Source organism: Enterococcus sp. AZ071 (genome assembly GCF_050499065.1).
Lineage (GTDB): Bacteria > Bacillota > Bacilli > Lactobacillales > Enterococcaceae > Enterococcus_A > Enterococcus_A ferrettii.
This window is the reverse complement of the sequence record NZ_JBIPAS010000001.1, coordinates 1,291,464-1,306,255: the sequence shown is the minus strand read 5'-3', so window position 1 is coordinate 1,306,255 and position 14,792 is coordinate 1,291,464. Positions and strand designations below refer to the sequence as shown.

The following is a 14,792-nucleotide window of genomic DNA, read 5'->3' as shown; positions in this document are numbered from 1 at the left end:
GGAGGTAAGATAAAGTGAGTAGAAGAGATCGCAACAGAGAAACAAATAACGAGCCTTGGGATCAGCATATTTATGAAACAGAAGAGGAAGAGTACGCATCACGTCAGTCTCGTCAGCAACAAAATAAAGGCGGGAACACTCGCTTCTTAACAATTCTAGTTATTTTGCTATTATTGTTGATTTCAATTCCAGCAGGTGCCTATTTCTGGATCACTCGTGATACTGGAAAACCAGCGGCCTCTCCTGAAAGTACGACACAAGTGTCTTCTTCATCAACTGTAGAGTCAACTGAGTCAAGTACTAAAGAATCTTCGAGCACTTCAGAGAGCTCAGAAGATACAGCTGCCCAGCAGCAACAAGCTGCTCAAGAGGCGCAACGACGTCAGCAAGAACAACAAGCTGCTCAAGAAGCACAGCAACAACAACAGCAACAAGCGCAGCAACAGCAACAGGCTCAACAACAACAAAACCAACAACCGCAACAACAACCACAAACACCTAGTGGCTCAACTGCAACGGTGCAAGCAGGTGAAGGTTTGCAGCAAATTGCTAACCGAACAGGTGTACCAGTTGAAACACTTGCAGAATTAAACGGCATCACAATTACTGGTGATACCTTCTATCCAGCAATTAATCCTGGTGAAGAACTGCGCATTCAATAAGGATGAATATTCAGCCGTGATCAACTGATTGCGGCTGATTTTTTGGAAAGGAAGAAGCGTGTGGAAAAAATCGCTATTGCTATTGATGGCCCAGCCTCTTCAGGCAAGAGTACCGTAGCGAAGCATTTAGCAAAAGATTTTCATTTCATTTATGTAGATACGGGCGCAATGTACCGAGCGGTTACTTATTTAGCTATCCAGCACAATGTCCCCTTTGACCGGGAAGCTGAGCTAGTTCAATTGATAAAAAAATATCCGATATCCTTTGAACAAACTGCTAGTGGTCAGTTGGTGTTTGTGAATAATCAGAATGTAACTGAAGAAATTCGCCAGTCTGATGTCACTTCAGCTGTCTCAGAAGTCTCTGCTCATGGGAAGGTTCGTGAACAACTGGTACATATTCAACAGGAATTAGGATCAGCTGGTGGAGTAGTAATGGATGGACGTGACATTGGTACAACTGTACTGCCTAATGCAGAAGTGAAGATATTCTTGGTTGCGAGTGTCGAGGAACGGGCGCAACGCCGCTATAAAGAAAATTTGTCTAAAGGAATGACTACTGATTTTGATTCCTTGAAAGAAGCGATTGCACATCGCGATTATCTCGATTCTCATCGCACTGTTTCACCACTCGTTCAGGCAGAGGATGCAGTTAAAATCGATACTACTGGAATGTCTATTGATCAGGTAGTTGCGAAGATTCAAGAGGTCATTTTGGAAAAAGGTTTCGAAATTACGTGAAAAATCATGGAATAAAGCGATTTTTGTACTCTTTTTGCGAAAAAGAGAAGAAATCGCTTTATTTTTTATGTGTAATATTCTAAAATAGAAACTGTAGTCTATTTACGTATGAATTGTTGGTTAGGAGGACAAACGTCATGACAGAATTAGAACAGAATCAAATGGATAACGAAAATGTTTCCATGGAAGCAGCAATGGAAAGCGTCCAAGAAGTAAAAGTCGGTGATATCGTCAGAGGTGAGGTTCTTGCCTTAGAGGATAAGCAAGTCATCATCGGTATTGAAGGCGCAGGAGTTGAAGGGGTTGTTCCCGCGAAAGAACTTTCCACTCTACCTGTCGAGGATATTAGTGAAGAAGTTAAGGTTGGCGATGTCCTTGATTTAGTTGTCATTTCCTCTATTGGAAAAGACAAAGAGAACGGCAGCTATCTTCTTTCTAAACGTCGTTTGGATGCTAAGAAGGTTTGGGAAGATATTGAGAAAGATTATGAAGCCGGAAAAATCATTGAAGCACCGGTCACCAGCAGTGTTAAAGGTGGTTTGGTAGTGGACGTTGGTGTACGCGGATTCGTCCCTGCATCAATGATTGATGATCATTTTGTGGATGATTTCTCTGAATATGTCAACAAAACATTGGCTTTCAAAATCATTGAAATTGAACCTTCTGAGAATCGTTTGATCCTTTCACATAAAGCGGTTGTAGAAGCAGAAAAAGCTGAGAAGAAACAAGAAGTTCTTGCTGGCTTGCATGAAGGTGACGTAATTACCGGTAAAGTTGCACGCTTAACCGATTTTGGAGCATTTATTGATCTTGGTGGTATTGATGGGTTAGTGCACGTTTCCGAAATTTCTCATAGCCATGTCGGTAAACCTTCAGATGTACTCTCTGTTGGTGAAGAAGTGGATGTACAAGTATTATCAGTTGATCCTGATAAAGAACGTATTTCTCTTTCAATCAAAGCTAACTTACCTGGACCTTGGAGTGGGATTGAAGAAAAGGCTGCTACAGGTACAGTATTAGAAGGTACTGTTAAGCGTTTGACCAGCTTTGGTGCATTTGTGGAGATATTCCCAGGTGTCGAAGGGTTAGTTCACATTTCTCAAATCTCTCATAAGCATATTGCCACTCCTCATGAAGTATTGCATGAAGGGGACACAGTACAAGTGAAGGTTTTAGAAGTTCATCCAGATGACCATAGAGTAGCTTTATCGATTAAGGCACTGGAAGAAAAACCAGAAGAAGAAAAAGCAGAACCAGAAAATACTTCCTATGAAATGCCGGAAGAAAGCACCGGATTTACGATGGGAGATATTTTAGGGGACGCCTTGAACGAAAGTTCAGATGAAGATTCTAACGAATAATAAAGAGAGACGTACAAATTGTGCGTCTTTTTGTTTGAAAAAAACCTAAATTCATCGAAATTTAAACTCCCTTCTCTTGCAAGAGGGGAGTTCTTTCGTTAAACTAAGGAGAATTGCCAGTTCTACTTCGCTAGATTAGTTGAATTAGTTAGTAGAATAGGTATACGCACAAGAGTAAAGTGAATTTGATAGAATTTCCATTTAAACAAGTGAGTATCGCAAATAAGCGAAATGGCATTCAAGTGAAAAAATTTCACAATAAACTATAAATAAGGAGTACAACCATGTCAAATCCAACTATTGCTATTGTTGGTCGTCCCAATGTCGGTAAATCAACGATTTTTAATCGAATCGCTGGAGAGCGGATTTCAATCGTTGAAGATACACCAGGCGTAACTCGTGACCGTATTTACGCGAAAGGTGAATGGTTAAGTCATGAATTTTCCATCATTGATACTGGTGGGATCGATATGATCGATGAACCATTTATGGAACAGATCAAACATCAAGCGCAAATTGCGATTGATGAAGCGGATGTCATCATTTTTATTACCAGTGGTCGTGAAGGTGTAACTGATGCCGATGAATCCGTAGCAAAAATTCTATATCGAAGTAAAAAGCCAATTATTTTAGCTGTCAACAAAGTAGACAACCCTGAGATGCGCAGTGAAATTTATGAATTCTATTCGCTAGGATTAGGAGAACCTTTCCCAGTTTCGGGAAGTCATGGCTTAGGCCTAGGGGATGTCTTAGATGAAGCAGTGAAGCATTTCCCAGATAATGTCGAAGAGGAAGACGATGAGAGCATCAAATTCAGTTTAATTGGTCGTCCGAATGTAGGTAAATCGTCATTAATTAACGCTATTTTAGGTGAAGACAGAGTAATTGTTTCTGATATTGAAGGGACCACTCGTGATGCGATTGATACCCACTTTGTTGGAGACTCCGGTCAAGAATTTACCATGATAGATACAGCTGGTATGCGTAAACGGGGCAAAGTATATGAAAATACTGAGAAATACAGTGTTATGCGTGCAATGCGTGCAATTGACCGTTCAGATGTCGTTTTAGTGATTTTAAATGGTGAAGAAGGAATTCGTGAGCAGGATAAGCGAATTGCCGGCTATGCCCATGAAGCAGGTCGCGGCATCATCATCGTGGTGAATAAATGGGATCTAGTCGAAAAAGATACTCACACCATGAAGAAATTCGAAGAAGAGATTCGCGAAGAATTTGCTTATTTGGATTATGCACCAATCATCTTTGTGTCAGCTGCTACTAAGCAGCGCTTGAATAAGTTGCCGGAAATGATTGAAGATGTCAGCATGAATCAAAATCTGCGAGTTCCATCAGCGGTTCTAAATGACATCATAATGGATGCAGTAGCGATTAACCCAACACCAACGGATAAAGGGAAACGATTGAAGATTTTCTATGCTACACAAGTAGCAGTTAAGCCACCAACTTTTGTAGTTTTTGTTAATGAGGAAGAATTGATGCATTTCTCTTATGCTCGTTTTTTAGAAAATCAGGTTCGTAAAGCATTTGGTTTTGAAGGAACACCGATCAAAATCTTGCCGCGTCGCCGAAAGTAGGACATTTTACCATACTTTTTTTGACCTGACAATTATTTTTCTTTTTCGACTATAAAAGAATGAATTTTGTGTCATAAATTGCTAAAAACCTTGCTATCACAAGGTTCATATGCTATCGTTATAAAAGAATATTGACCAAATCAATATTTCAACACTAATAGCTGGACCACTCAGCTGTTAGATTAATGATGTATAAACATCAGACTCATTTCTCAGGAGGTGAATTCATTCATGGCAAACAAAGCGGAATTGATCGAAAAAGTTGCAACTGCTACTGATTTAACTAAAAAAGACGCAACCGCAGCTGTTGACGCAGTCTTTGCAACAATCCAAGACGCATTAGCAGAAGGCGAAAAAGTTCAATTGATCGGTTTTGGTAACTTTGAAGTTCGTGAACGTGCGGCTCGTAAAGGACGTAACCCACAAACTGGAGAAGAAATCGAAATCCCAGCAAGCAAAGTACCTGCGTTCAAACCAGGTAAAGCATTAAAAGATGCTGTCAAATAATGACAGTTAAAAAACCGTTAGGGCTCCAGGGCTCTAACGGTTTTTTTGTATATAGTAAAGTCAAGGTCGTACCAAGCGGAGGCCTACATAGAAGGACATGGCGGCCATCGTTAAGCTCCACTATTCTTTTCTTTGGAGATAATACCAAACAAGACAAAGTACCACGGTGGAGACGACAAAGCCGATTAAATAGTAAACTAGCCATTCATCGGGCTCCCAGTGATGATAATTAAATATCCTGATGGTAAAAAAGAGAACGGGCATACAAAGTAAGGTAATAATGGCCTTTTTTTTAGTCATTTTGGCTGAAAAAGATAAAATGACTACACAAAAGAAAATGAAGGGGACCCAAAAGAGTATTCTGCTCAACCATATCATGCTTAACAAATTCCTTTCAGTATGTAACATCAAAAGTATACCAAATTATTTAAAACCAACTATGAGAACTTAAAAATAAATTGCAGATAATCTCATTAAATAAAATTATTCGAGAATTATTCACTATATTCATTGAAAAGAGAATATTCTCGTTTTTCGAATGAATAAGTCATTCTGAATAAAAAGTTTAGTAGAATATGCTGATTATTTGCCAAGAGAGATAAAAAAGTATTCTTAATGCTACTTTCTGGAAGTGTTTATATTATAATAATAGTACGAAATGAAAAGGTGGTGATGAAGCATATGGACTATTGCTATCAGCAAGAATCATTGAAAACCCAAGTAACTTACGGAGAAACCGTTGCCTCAATGATGAGGGAAAAGAATTTAAGCAATTATCAAATAGTAATTTGCGGGAATCAACGTTATTATGATTTATACGCAGATAAGCTGGCACAATTTATCCCAGCTTCCAGCCGACATGACTGGTTTATCACCACAAACCAACGTTATTGCAATGATATGAATCATTTTGAAGAGTTTATCTTTTTTCTCAAACGTTTTAGTCAACAAGAGAATTTCTTATTTATTGGGATAGGCAACGAAGGTGTGATGGATCTGACAGCTTTTCTGCATCATGTTTCTAATTTTGAAGCAGACCTGTGGCTCTTACCAGTATCCATTCGAGCTTTTGCTCAAAGTTTAACCTTTCAGCATGAAATTGTTTTGGCGGAAACTATTCAACCAGTCATGGAGATCACTGAAGCGCCAGACAATGTTCTTTTTGATCACACGATGGCGGATCAACAGTCTGATGGTAAAATGGTGGATTTGCTCAGCTTGGTTCGTTGTGGAATTGTTAGTGATCATACTTTTTTACAAAGGTTGTACAGCACGTATCCTAATCGGCAGCTGTTAATGCAGCGTTCCTTTTCCGCCTTTATTGAATCGATTTTGAGCTATTATCAAAAGGATGGTAAAGCGATCAAACAATTTGGTAAAGCTTTTGAGTTGGCTTTTTTTCGAGTCGAGAATGGACATTTGCTATCCAACAGCATGAAGAATATGTTTGGCTTGTTAATGGAACTTTGTTGGAATGTCTGTACAAGAGGTTTACATTTCAATTTTAAAAATTTTGTGATATGGTTGGGGCAATTAGGCTATCCGGTCGATCTTCCTGATCCAATATCGTTGGGAGAGTACGGCGAGCAAGTAATTTTATTAGCAAAAGAACACCTGCTGATCGAACTGGAAGCTGTCGGAAAAGCAGGGACATATCAGGTTCCGACTCAACTGGAACTGGTGGATACCTTTGATCATTATCAAAAATTAATAGAAGAAATTAGAGGGAATTAAATGGCAAGTTATAGTGAAAAAATGTTAACAGCTCTAGAAGCTGAAAATTTAGCCGAAGCAGATAGTCTGCTTGAACAAGCTTTAAAACACGATGAACCAGAAATATTAGCCAGTTTAGCGATAGAACTTCAAGCACTAGGCTTTTTAGAAGAAGCCAAAAGAATTTATCAAAAACTGATCACTGAATTTCCAGAGGAAGACAGCTTTTATTTATACTTAGCAGAAATGGCAATCGAGGACGATGAAATTGACCAAGCCTTTGAATATTTGGAAAAGGTTCAGCCGAAGAGTGACAACTATGTAGAAAGTTTATTAATTACTGCTGATTTGTATCAAGTTCTGGGGATTCCAGAGGTTAGTGAAGCGAAACTGCTTCAGGCACGAAATGCGGCACCAGAAGAACCATTAATTATTTTTGCCCTGGCAGAGCTGCATTTCTCAAATAATCAGCTAGGTGAGGCGGTAGATGAATATAGTCAACTGCAAAATCAAGGACTCAATGAGGTTGCTCGCGTATCCATCAACGAACGCTTGGGAACAGCTTATAGCCTGTTAGGTGCCTTTGAAGATGCATTGCCATTTTTAGAACAAGCACTGGAAGAGGATCGTACTGCTGATCGCTTATTTCAAATCGGTTTTACTTATTATCAATTGCATGATTACCAACGAGCAATGATTTATTTGCAGGAAGTAATTGATTTAGAACCAACTTATCAAAGTGCTTATTATTATTTGGCTGACTCTATGAAGGAAGAGGAATTGTTGGAGGAAGCTTTTGAAATAGTGGAACAAGGGATTAAAGAAAATCCTTTTCAAGTCGAGCTGCTGCATTTATCCTCAGAGATCGCTTATCGTCTTAAGGATAGTCAAAAAGCTGAAGAAATGCTGCAACAGGCGTTAAAATTAGGTGAAAAAACTGACGAAACTTTATTGACACTAAGTAATCTATACTTAAATGAGGATCAGCCGGAAAAGGCAATTGAAATGATTGAACGAATGGACGAGCAAGACAATCCTTACGGGGAGTGGAACTTAGCTCAAGCCTATAACGAAATTGAAGAGTTTGCCCAAGCTAAACAGCATTATCAGCAAGCTTACGAACAGCTTTCTCATGAACCAGAATTTTTAAAGGAATATGGGATCTTTTTACGAGAAGAAGGTTTAGTAGAGCAAGCTAAACAATTGTTAACGGTGTACTTAGAAATGGAACCGGGAGATTTAGAAGTTGTGTCACTTTTGGAGGATTTACTATAAGGGGTGATTAGATGATTGATGTAACTGAAAAAAGAGAGTTCCTCGTTTGGTTAATCAACAATATTTCCTTTCGTAGACGGGAAGTTATCTGGATTTTGAACTATTTAATTAATCATGAAACTATTTTGAAAAATGTTCATATTGTCGAAAATGCCAACTACACAAAACGTGGATTAACCATCCGGGATATTACACAAGAAGATGAGCCCATGAGTTTACATGTTCATGGTCAAACTTTTTCGAATAGCGATCAAATTTTTCACGAGATTCGTTTGCATTGGACTCAGCCCTTATATTTAGAATGTGTTTTTCCTGATTCATGGCAAAACGCCCAATACTTATCAGTGCTTGAAGATAATCCAGAAGCTTCCTGGAACGATTCTGTCAGTGAAGAAATCATTCGTGAAGTTGAAGAGCACATTGCTCGGGAAGAAAAAGAAGCGAAGTTGCGATTATTAACCAATCAAATCAATCAAGCATTAGAGAAGGGTGAAAAAGAGGCCTTTTTGGAATTATCTAATGAGATTAATCGTTTAAAGATGTCAATTTGCGAAGATGAAGTAACTAAATAAAAAGAATGGCAGAGGCTATCTGATTAATAAGCCCCTGCCATTCTTTTTAAGGTTTTTTTAGGAAAAATCTCCGACGATGCGGTTTCAAATAAGTAAAACCTTCTCCAGCTACATCATGAACATTGATAATTGAAATAAATGCGTGTTCATCCACAGAATGAATAATTTTTTTCACTTCATTCAGTTCTTGCTGAGAAACAATAATATAGACGATCTTTTTCATTTCAGAAGAAAATCCGCCTTCTCCATGCAGGTAAGTAACACCACGCTCTAAATGCTCCATTAACAAAGCGGCAATCGCTTCGCTTTGATTAGAAATGATCATTACCCCCTTGGCTGCGTATCCTCCGGAAGACAGAACATCCACTACACGGCTAAACACAAAGGACACGATCAAGGTATACATCATTCGTTTCAAATCAAGATAACTTAAGGACATAAGCAAAACGATGGCATCAAAAATAAGCAATGACTTTCCCATTGTAAAGCCATTTTTCTGTTCTAATATTCGGGCGATAACATCAGCACCGCCGGTTGTGCCACCATAACGATAAACAAGTCCACTTCCAAATCCAGCAAATAATCCCGCAAGCAGCGAAACAATAAACAAATCGTGATCAAGGTTAATGGCGAAAGGGATTCTCTGCCAAATCCACAAGAAAACAGATAAGCTGACCGTTCCTAAAATTGTATAGTAAAATGACCGTTTTCCTAAAATTCGTCCACCTATCAAAATCAGAGGAATATTAATAATCAGTGTAGTGTAGGCAGGATCGATGCCAAAAAGTGCGCGAATAATCAAGGTGATCCCGGTAACGCCGCCTTCAGCTAAATGATTGGCAATGTTTAAATAGACCAAACCAAAAGCATAAATAGCTGTCCCGAAAACGATGAAAAAAACTTCCTTTGCACGTGTTATAGTTGTTGTTTTCATAAGCCCCTCCTCTAGCAATTCTCCTCATTCAACATATCATGAAAGACAAATACTTACAACAACTTGATAGGAAACAAAGCCCATTTTTGTTAAGATAGAATGGAGGTGGTTTGATGGAAGAAAAAACATTAGCAGCGATGCAAAAAGAAGTAGACACATACATCCAACAATTTAAAACAGGTTATTTTTCTCCTTTGGCTCAAATGGCTCGTTTAACTGAAGAAGTCGGTGAATTGGCGCGAGAAGTGAACCATTATTATGGCGAGAAGCCAAAAAAAATTGAGGAAGAACCTAAAACTGTTGCCGAAGAGTTAGGTGATGTTTTGTTCGTTACGTTGATTATGGCTAATTCAATGGACATTAATCTAACCAAAATCTTTGACCAAAATATGGAAAAATTCAATCAGCGGGATCGCTTTAGGTTCGAACGTAAAGATGGCAAAGGGGCAAACGAATGAGATTAGATACATTACCAATTGAATTTCAGGGCGCGATGCCGATTTTACGGGAACTTCAAGAATCAGGATTTGAAGCTTATTATGTCGGGGGCAGTGTTCGGGATATTTTACTAAATAAACCCATTCATGACGTGGACATTGCCACTAGTGCGTTTCCAGCTGAGATTAAGCAGCTTTTTCGCCGAACAATCGATGTAGGAATCCAGCATGGAACAGTTATGGTGGTCACAAAAGATACTACCTATGAAGTGACGACTTTTCGAACGGAGTCTACTTATCAAGATTTTCGTCGACCAGATCATGTGGAATTTGTCCGCTCTTTAAAAGAAGATTTGAAACGAAGAGATTTTACTATTAATGCTTTGGCTGTAGGAATTGACGGCGAAGTGATTGATTTATTTGATGGCTTAAGCGATTTGCGGTCTAGAAAACTCCGGGCTGTTGGCAACCCCTATGAACGCTTCCACGAGGATGCCTTGCGGATGATGCGAGGTTTGCGTTTTATTAGTCAATTAGGTTTTAGCTTGGATCCTGAAACCTTTGAAGCAATTCGTGAATATCATTCATTGCTGGCTAAGATTTCTATAGAACGGATAAATGTCGAATTTGTAAAATTACTGATGGGCTCTTCCCGTCAAGCAGGAGTAAAAGCTTTTGTTGAATCCGAATGCTATGTTTACTGTCCTGGTTTGAGCAATTATGGTGAAGCGCTTCTGCGATTTGCAGATTTAATCGGTCCTTCTATCCCTACAGAAAAACAAGCTTGGACACTTTTGATTGCAATGCTGGGCCTGAAGCAAGACCAAATCAAAGTTTTTATGAAGGAATGGAAATGTTCCAATCAATTAATCAAGGATGTCAGTCTAATGGTTCCAGCCTTATCTTTCCGTCTTAACCAAGAATGGGATAACTGGAACTTGTATCAGTTGGGTCGTGAACTTGCCGTATCGGTTGAGCATTTGCTGCTTTACTTTGGCAAGGAACCTAATCAAGCAAAAGTTCGCTTAATGTACCAAAATTTAGCTATTCATAATCTGCAAGAGTTAGTTCTTAAAGGTGATGAGCTGATTCAACAATTCGATTATCCTAAAGGCCCCTGGATTAACAAGGTTTTACGTGCTATGGAACGTGAAGTCATTGAAAAAAATCTAGTGAATGACCAAACAGCTTTACTGAATTTTGCTCAAGCCTTTATGGAGGAGGAAACCCATGGATAAACACATGCTTTCTTACGATGTAACAGAAAATATCACAGCTGAAAAGGTCGGATCAGGCGACCTGCCAGTCCTTTCAACCCCAGCTTTACTAGCTATGATGGAAAACTGTGCCAAGGAACTGCTAAGTACGCAATTGTCTGATCAAGAAACAAGTGTAGGTTCCTCCGTTGAGCTGAAGCATTTAGGCCCATCACCAGTTGGAGCTACCATTAACGTCCAGGCGGTCATTACTGAGCACACCAACAAAAAAGTGACGTTCCAAATTGAAGCCTATGAGAACGCGAAAATGATCGGCCAAGCCCTTCACACGAGGGTAATTGTCGATAATGAGCAATTCATGAGAAAAATGAAGGAAAATCACAATATGTGACCGTTTGCTATAATGTGTGATATGATTAAATTACACTAATTATTGTTAGGAGAATGACTATGGCTAGAGAAATGACTGCATTAAAATTTTACTTCCGCAATGGAGAAACTTGGACGATCGAACGTCGATATATTGGTGATTTGTGGATTAAACAAATTACGACAAGTTTTGGCCGCATCAATGGCAGCGAGTTTGTTGAAATTCATCCGTGTGCCGGCTTCAAAATTGAAATCTATCAAGAAGGCGACCATGTTCAAACAGCTGATATCAACTTAGGTGGTTTGGAAATGGGAATGTTTGATCGTGCGAAAAAATTTGAAGACATCGAACGTATGGAAATCATTTACCGTAGCGGTCACCCAGATTCAGTATACTTCCCTTACAAGGACAAAGATAACGAAGGCTTAGACAATATCTATCAATCAACCAAAGAATCAGAAAAAACAAAAAGTCTATACATCGTAATCGACCCTGAAAAAACTGTCGACGACGTATACGGCGATCGTTTCTAAAATACTCGCAGCCAAACGGAATTCCCCCGTTTGGCTTTTTTTGTTAGTTCTACTTCTCCCAGCAGACAAAATAATAAACTCCAAACTAAAAAATCCACAATATATAAAACCAAGCAATTTACCAGAATGATAGGCAAACAACGATCCAACTCATTTTTCCAATCTATCGAAAAATGAGTTTTTTTAGAAAAATCCCTGACATAAGAAAAACTTAAAAAAGAAAGGTACCTGAAGACTTGCAATATTAATCAGGTACCTGTATAATAAGATTATAAAGAAAGGTACCTTACTAAAAAGGAGAGAATTACCATGGAAAACTTAAGTGAACAATTAATGAAGATGCAACATGAATTACGGCGCTATCACCACAGACAAATGGCTAAGAATCAAACATTGGGTCCGCATCGGGGACAAGGCAGGGTGTTGGCTCTGTTGAAGATAACGCCGGAAATTTCTCAAAAGGATTTAACCTTTGTTCTAGGCATGCGTCCTCAATCCGTTGGCGAGCTTTTGCAAAAGCTGGAAGACAAAGAATGGATTACCCGGGAAGCATCTGAGGACGATCGCAGAGTGATGATTGTCCGTTTAACAGAAGCCGGTCAGAAAGCGGCTGATAAGCTAGATGAAAAACCTGCATTAGACGAAGAATTATTTGCTCAGTTCAGTGAAGAGGAAAAAGCAGAATTTTCCCGTTTAATCGATAAATTATTGGAAGAGTTAAATACCAAAATGGAAGAAGATCCAGAAACCTTTGGCGGAGGTCACGGTTTCGAAGGAGAAGGACATCACCATCATGGTCCGAATTGCGGGTACGGTCCGGGACATGGACACGGCCCAGGAAGAGGCCCAGGTCATCATCATTTCCATCCAGAATATTTTACTGGTTTCTGGCAATAAAAAAATGAACGGCTGTAAAGGGATCAGAAGCATTCCTTTGCAGCTCTTTTTTTGTTACAATAGCCAAAGAGAAAAATTGAGGATGATTCGAATGAAAGAATTACGCGTAACCGATTTGTACAAAACTTTTGGTGATAAAACTCTATTTGATCGCATCTCATTTTTAATCCATGAAAAGGATCGAATTGGATTGATTGGGGTCAATGGAACCGGAAAAAGCAGTTTGTTAACGATTTTAGCTGGTTTAGATAGCGGAGATGGCGATGTATCAGCTATTGAGAAAAGCAGCGATTATCGGATCAGCTATTTAGCTCAGGAACAGGATTTTCCTCCTGAGATGACCGTTTTGGATGCGGTTTTCCAAGGCGACAATCCCTTGATGCAAACCGTTCGAGCCTATGAGCAGGCGCTGATGAATCTGAATGAGGATACATTGGACGCTGGATTGCAGGAGCGTTTTGCAAAAGCTGAAGAAGCCATGAATGAACAGAATGCTTGGAATGCCGACAGTGAAGCCAAGTCCATTTTGAACAAACTGGGCATTGCGACCTTGGACAAGCAGATTAAAGAATTGTCTGGTGGACAAGTTAAGCGAGTAGGCTTAGCCCAGGTATTGATTGATGCTCCCGATTTACTGCTGCTGGATGAACCAACCAACCATTTGGATTACGAAGCGATTCTGTGGCTGGAAAATTATTTGAAGAACTATCAAGGTTCCCTCTTAATGGTGACCCATGACCGTTACTTTTTGGATCGCGTGGTCAATCGGATTTTTGAACTTTCTTTTGGCAAGCTTTATGAGTACCAGGGAAATTACGAAGCTTATGTAATGGAGAAGGCAGAAAGAGATCGGGTTGCACAAGAGCAGGAAGGCAAACGAGTGCAACTGTACAAGCAGGAATTAGCCTGGATGCGTGCCGGTGCCAAAGCTCGAACCACCAAGCAGCAGGCCCGGATTCATCGCTTTGAAGATTTAGAGGAAAACCTGCACCAAGTTAAAACCGACGGTCAGGTGGAAATGAATATCGCCACTACTCGGCTAGGAAAAAAAGTTCTGGAGCTAAAGGATGCTTCTTATCAAATTGAAGGCAAACAGCTGCTGGAGCATTTTGACCTGTTAATTCAAGCCCGAGAACGTCTAGGAATCACTGGGAAAAATGGCGCTGGTAAGTCTACTTTGTTAAATATTCTAGCCGGCCGAATTGAAATTGACAGCGGAATTTTAGAAGTAGGCGAAACGGTTCGTTTAGCTTATTACACGCAGCGAAATGAAGAAATGAATCCTGAGCAGCGGATGATTGCTTACTTGCAGGAAGCTGCCGAAGAGGTGAAGCAGCGGGATGGCAGTCAAATTGGTGTAGCCGAATTACTAGAACGGTTCTTATTCCCACGGTTCATGCATGGTACTGTAATCGGCAAACTTTCCGGTGGTGAAAAACGCCGATTGTACTTGCTGAAATTATTGATTCAGCAACCCAATGTTCTACTGCTGGATGAACCAACCAATGATTTAGATATTGCTACTTTAACCGTGCTGGAAGATTATCTATTGGATTTCCCTGGAGCAGTCATTACCGTTTCTCATGACCGCTACTTTTTAGACAAGGTAGCCGAAAAGCTGCTGATCTTCAACGGCAATGCCAGTATTGAAAGTTATTTTGGTTCCATCATTGATTATTTAGACAAGCAAACTCGGCGGGAAAAAGCGGAAAAGACCGCTAAAGCACCTGCCTCAGTAAAAGAGAAACCCCAGAAAAAGAAATTGTCCTATCATAAAAAAAAAGAATGGGAAACCATAGAAGATACGATTGCCGAGCTTGAACAGCATATTGACAATCTAACCGAGGACATGAATCATCAAGGCGATGATTTTACCAAACTGCAGGAGCTGCAGCAGGCAATCACAGAGACTGAACAAGAGCTGGAAGACAAAATGACCCGTTGGGAATATTTAAGTGAACTTATGGAGGGACAATAA

15 protein-coding genes are annotated in these 14,792 nt (G+C 39.7%); 14 read left to right on the top strand and 1 reads right to left on the bottom strand.

What is annotated here, in order from left to right; translation table 11 throughout:
• The first annotated feature begins 14 nt into the window (after positions 1-14).
• The 8 genes from IGI49_RS06460 (at position 15) to IGI49_RS06425 (ending at position 8,426) form a co-directional block, all read left to right on the top strand.
• A complete protein-coding gene (locus tag IGI49_RS06460) occupies positions 15-662 on the top strand; it encodes an SAG1386/EF1546 family surface-associated protein (RefSeq protein ID WP_207704429.1) in 648 nt (215 codons plus the stop codon).
• Between the two features lie 60 nt (positions 663-722).
• Entirely contained in the window at positions 723-1,403 is a 681-nt protein-coding gene (cmk, locus tag IGI49_RS06455) for a (d)CMP kinase (RefSeq protein WP_429963851.1), read from the top strand.
• Positions 1,404-1,540: 137 nt separating this feature from the next.
• Positions 1,541-2,764, top strand: coding sequence for a 30S ribosomal protein S1 (rpsA, locus tag IGI49_RS06450; RefSeq protein ID WP_207704427.1), 1,224 nt, complete (start codon positions 1,541-1,543; stop codon positions 2,762-2,764).
• A 284-nt stretch (positions 2,765-3,048) separates the two neighbouring features.
• The gene (gene der, locus IGI49_RS06445; RefSeq protein WP_429963850.1) at positions 3,049-4,359 is read left to right on the top strand and encodes a ribosome biogenesis GTPase Der; all 1,311 of its coding nucleotides are present in this window, start codon (positions 3,049-3,051) and stop codon (positions 4,357-4,359) included.
• A 231-nt stretch (positions 4,360-4,590) separates the two neighbouring features.
• Positions 4,591-4,866 carry an HU family DNA-binding protein gene (locus tag IGI49_RS06440; protein WP_010759397.1) on the top strand — a complete coding sequence of 92 codons (276 nt, stop codon included), beginning with the start codon at positions 4,591-4,593 and terminating at the stop codon, positions 4,864-4,866.
• A 681-nt stretch (positions 4,867-5,547) separates the two neighbouring features.
• Positions 5,548-6,600 (top strand): hypothetical protein, encoded by a 1,053-nt coding sequence (locus IGI49_RS06435; protein WP_429963849.1) that lies wholly within the window; start codon positions 5,548-5,550, stop codon positions 6,598-6,600.
• Positions 6,601-7,854, top strand: a complete 1,254-nt coding sequence (locus IGI49_RS06430; protein WP_429963848.1) for a tetratricopeptide repeat protein — start codon at positions 6,601-6,603, stop codon at positions 7,852-7,854. It begins immediately after the preceding gene.
• A gap of 11 nt (positions 7,855-7,865) precedes the next feature.
• The gene (locus tag IGI49_RS06425) at positions 7,866-8,426 is read left to right on the top strand and encodes a YpiB family protein (protein WP_207703247.1); all 561 of its coding nucleotides are present in this window, start codon (positions 7,866-7,868) and stop codon (positions 8,424-8,426) included.
• Between the two features lie 46 nt (positions 8,427-8,472).
• Here IGI49_RS06425 and IGI49_RS06420 read toward each other — a convergent pair whose 3' ends face one another.
• On the bottom strand, positions 8,473-9,360 hold the full coding sequence (locus IGI49_RS06420) for a YitT family protein (protein ID WP_429963847.1): 888 nt from the start codon (positions 9,358-9,360) through the stop codon (positions 8,473-8,475).
• A gap of 113 nt (positions 9,361-9,473) precedes the next feature.
• Here IGI49_RS06420 and IGI49_RS06415 point away from each other — a divergent pair, with 113 nt between their 5' ends.
• The 6 genes from IGI49_RS06415 to IGI49_RS06390 all read left to right on the top strand — a co-directional run bounded on the left by IGI49_RS06415 (position 9,474) and on the right by IGI49_RS06390 (position 14,792).
• Positions 9,474-9,818: a nucleotide pyrophosphohydrolase gene (locus IGI49_RS06415; RefSeq protein WP_207703245.1), complete on the top strand. Its 345-nt coding sequence runs from the start codon at positions 9,474-9,476 to the stop codon at positions 9,816-9,818.
• The gene (locus IGI49_RS06410; RefSeq protein WP_429963846.1) at positions 9,815-11,035 is read left to right on the top strand and encodes a CCA tRNA nucleotidyltransferase; all 1,221 of its coding nucleotides are present in this window, start codon (positions 9,815-9,817) and stop codon (positions 11,033-11,035) included. Before IGI49_RS06415 ends, IGI49_RS06410 begins: the two co-directional genes overlap by 4 nt.
• Positions 11,028-11,405, top strand: a complete 378-nt coding sequence (locus tag IGI49_RS06405) for a thioesterase family protein (protein WP_429963845.1) — start codon at positions 11,028-11,030, stop codon at positions 11,403-11,405. Before IGI49_RS06410 ends, IGI49_RS06405 begins: the two co-directional genes overlap by 8 nt.
• A 59-nt stretch (positions 11,406-11,464) precedes the next feature.
• Positions 11,465-11,917, top strand: a complete 453-nt coding sequence (locus IGI49_RS06400) for a hypothetical protein (RefSeq protein WP_207703242.1) — start codon at positions 11,465-11,467, stop codon at positions 11,915-11,917.
• Between the two features lie 309 nt (positions 11,918-12,226).
• On the top strand, positions 12,227-12,814 hold the full coding sequence (locus tag IGI49_RS06395; protein ID WP_429963844.1) for a MarR family winged helix-turn-helix transcriptional regulator: 588 nt from the start codon (positions 12,227-12,229) through the stop codon (positions 12,812-12,814).
• Positions 12,815-12,905: 91 nt separating this feature from the next.
• Entirely contained in the window at positions 12,906-14,792 is a 1,887-nt protein-coding gene (locus IGI49_RS06390; protein WP_429963843.1) for an ABC-F family ATP-binding cassette domain-containing protein, read from the top strand.

Coding starts and splice junctions, on each gene's coding strand:
- IGI49_RS06405 (WP_429963845.1), top strand. CDS start 11,028: ATGGATAAACACATGCTTTCTTACGATGTAACAGAAAATATCACAGCT.
- IGI49_RS06395 (WP_429963844.1), top strand. CDS start 12,227: ATGGAAAACTTAAGTGAACAATTAATGAAGATGCAACATGAATTACGG.
- IGI49_RS06415 (WP_207703245.1), top strand. CDS start 9,474: ATGGAAGAAAAAACATTAGCAGCGATGCAAAAAGAAGTAGACACATAC.
- IGI49_RS06430 (WP_429963848.1), top strand. CDS start 6,601: ATGGCAAGTTATAGTGAAAAAATGTTAACAGCTCTAGAAGCTGAAAAT.
- IGI49_RS06390 (WP_429963843.1), top strand. CDS start 12,906: ATGAAAGAATTACGCGTAACCGATTTGTACAAAACTTTTGGTGATAAA.
- IGI49_RS06400 (WP_207703242.1), top strand. CDS start 11,465: ATGGCTAGAGAAATGACTGCATTAAAATTTTACTTCCGCAATGGAGAA.
- rpsA (WP_207704427.1), top strand. CDS start 1,541: ATGACAGAATTAGAACAGAATCAAATGGATAACGAAAATGTTTCCATG.
- IGI49_RS06420 (WP_429963847.1), bottom strand. CDS start 9,360: ATGAAAACAACAACTATAACACGTGCAAAGGAAGTTTTTTTCATCGTT.
- IGI49_RS06425 (WP_207703247.1), top strand. CDS start 7,866: ATGATTGATGTAACTGAAAAAAGAGAGTTCCTCGTTTGGTTAATCAAC.
- IGI49_RS06410 (WP_429963846.1), top strand. CDS start 9,815: ATGAGATTAGATACATTACCAATTGAATTTCAGGGCGCGATGCCGATT.
- IGI49_RS06435 (WP_429963849.1), top strand. CDS start 5,548: ATGGACTATTGCTATCAGCAAGAATCATTGAAAACCCAAGTAACTTAC.
- der (WP_429963850.1), top strand. CDS start 3,049: ATGTCAAATCCAACTATTGCTATTGTTGGTCGTCCCAATGTCGGTAAA.
- IGI49_RS06440 (WP_010759397.1), top strand. CDS start 4,591: ATGGCAAACAAAGCGGAATTGATCGAAAAAGTTGCAACTGCTACTGAT.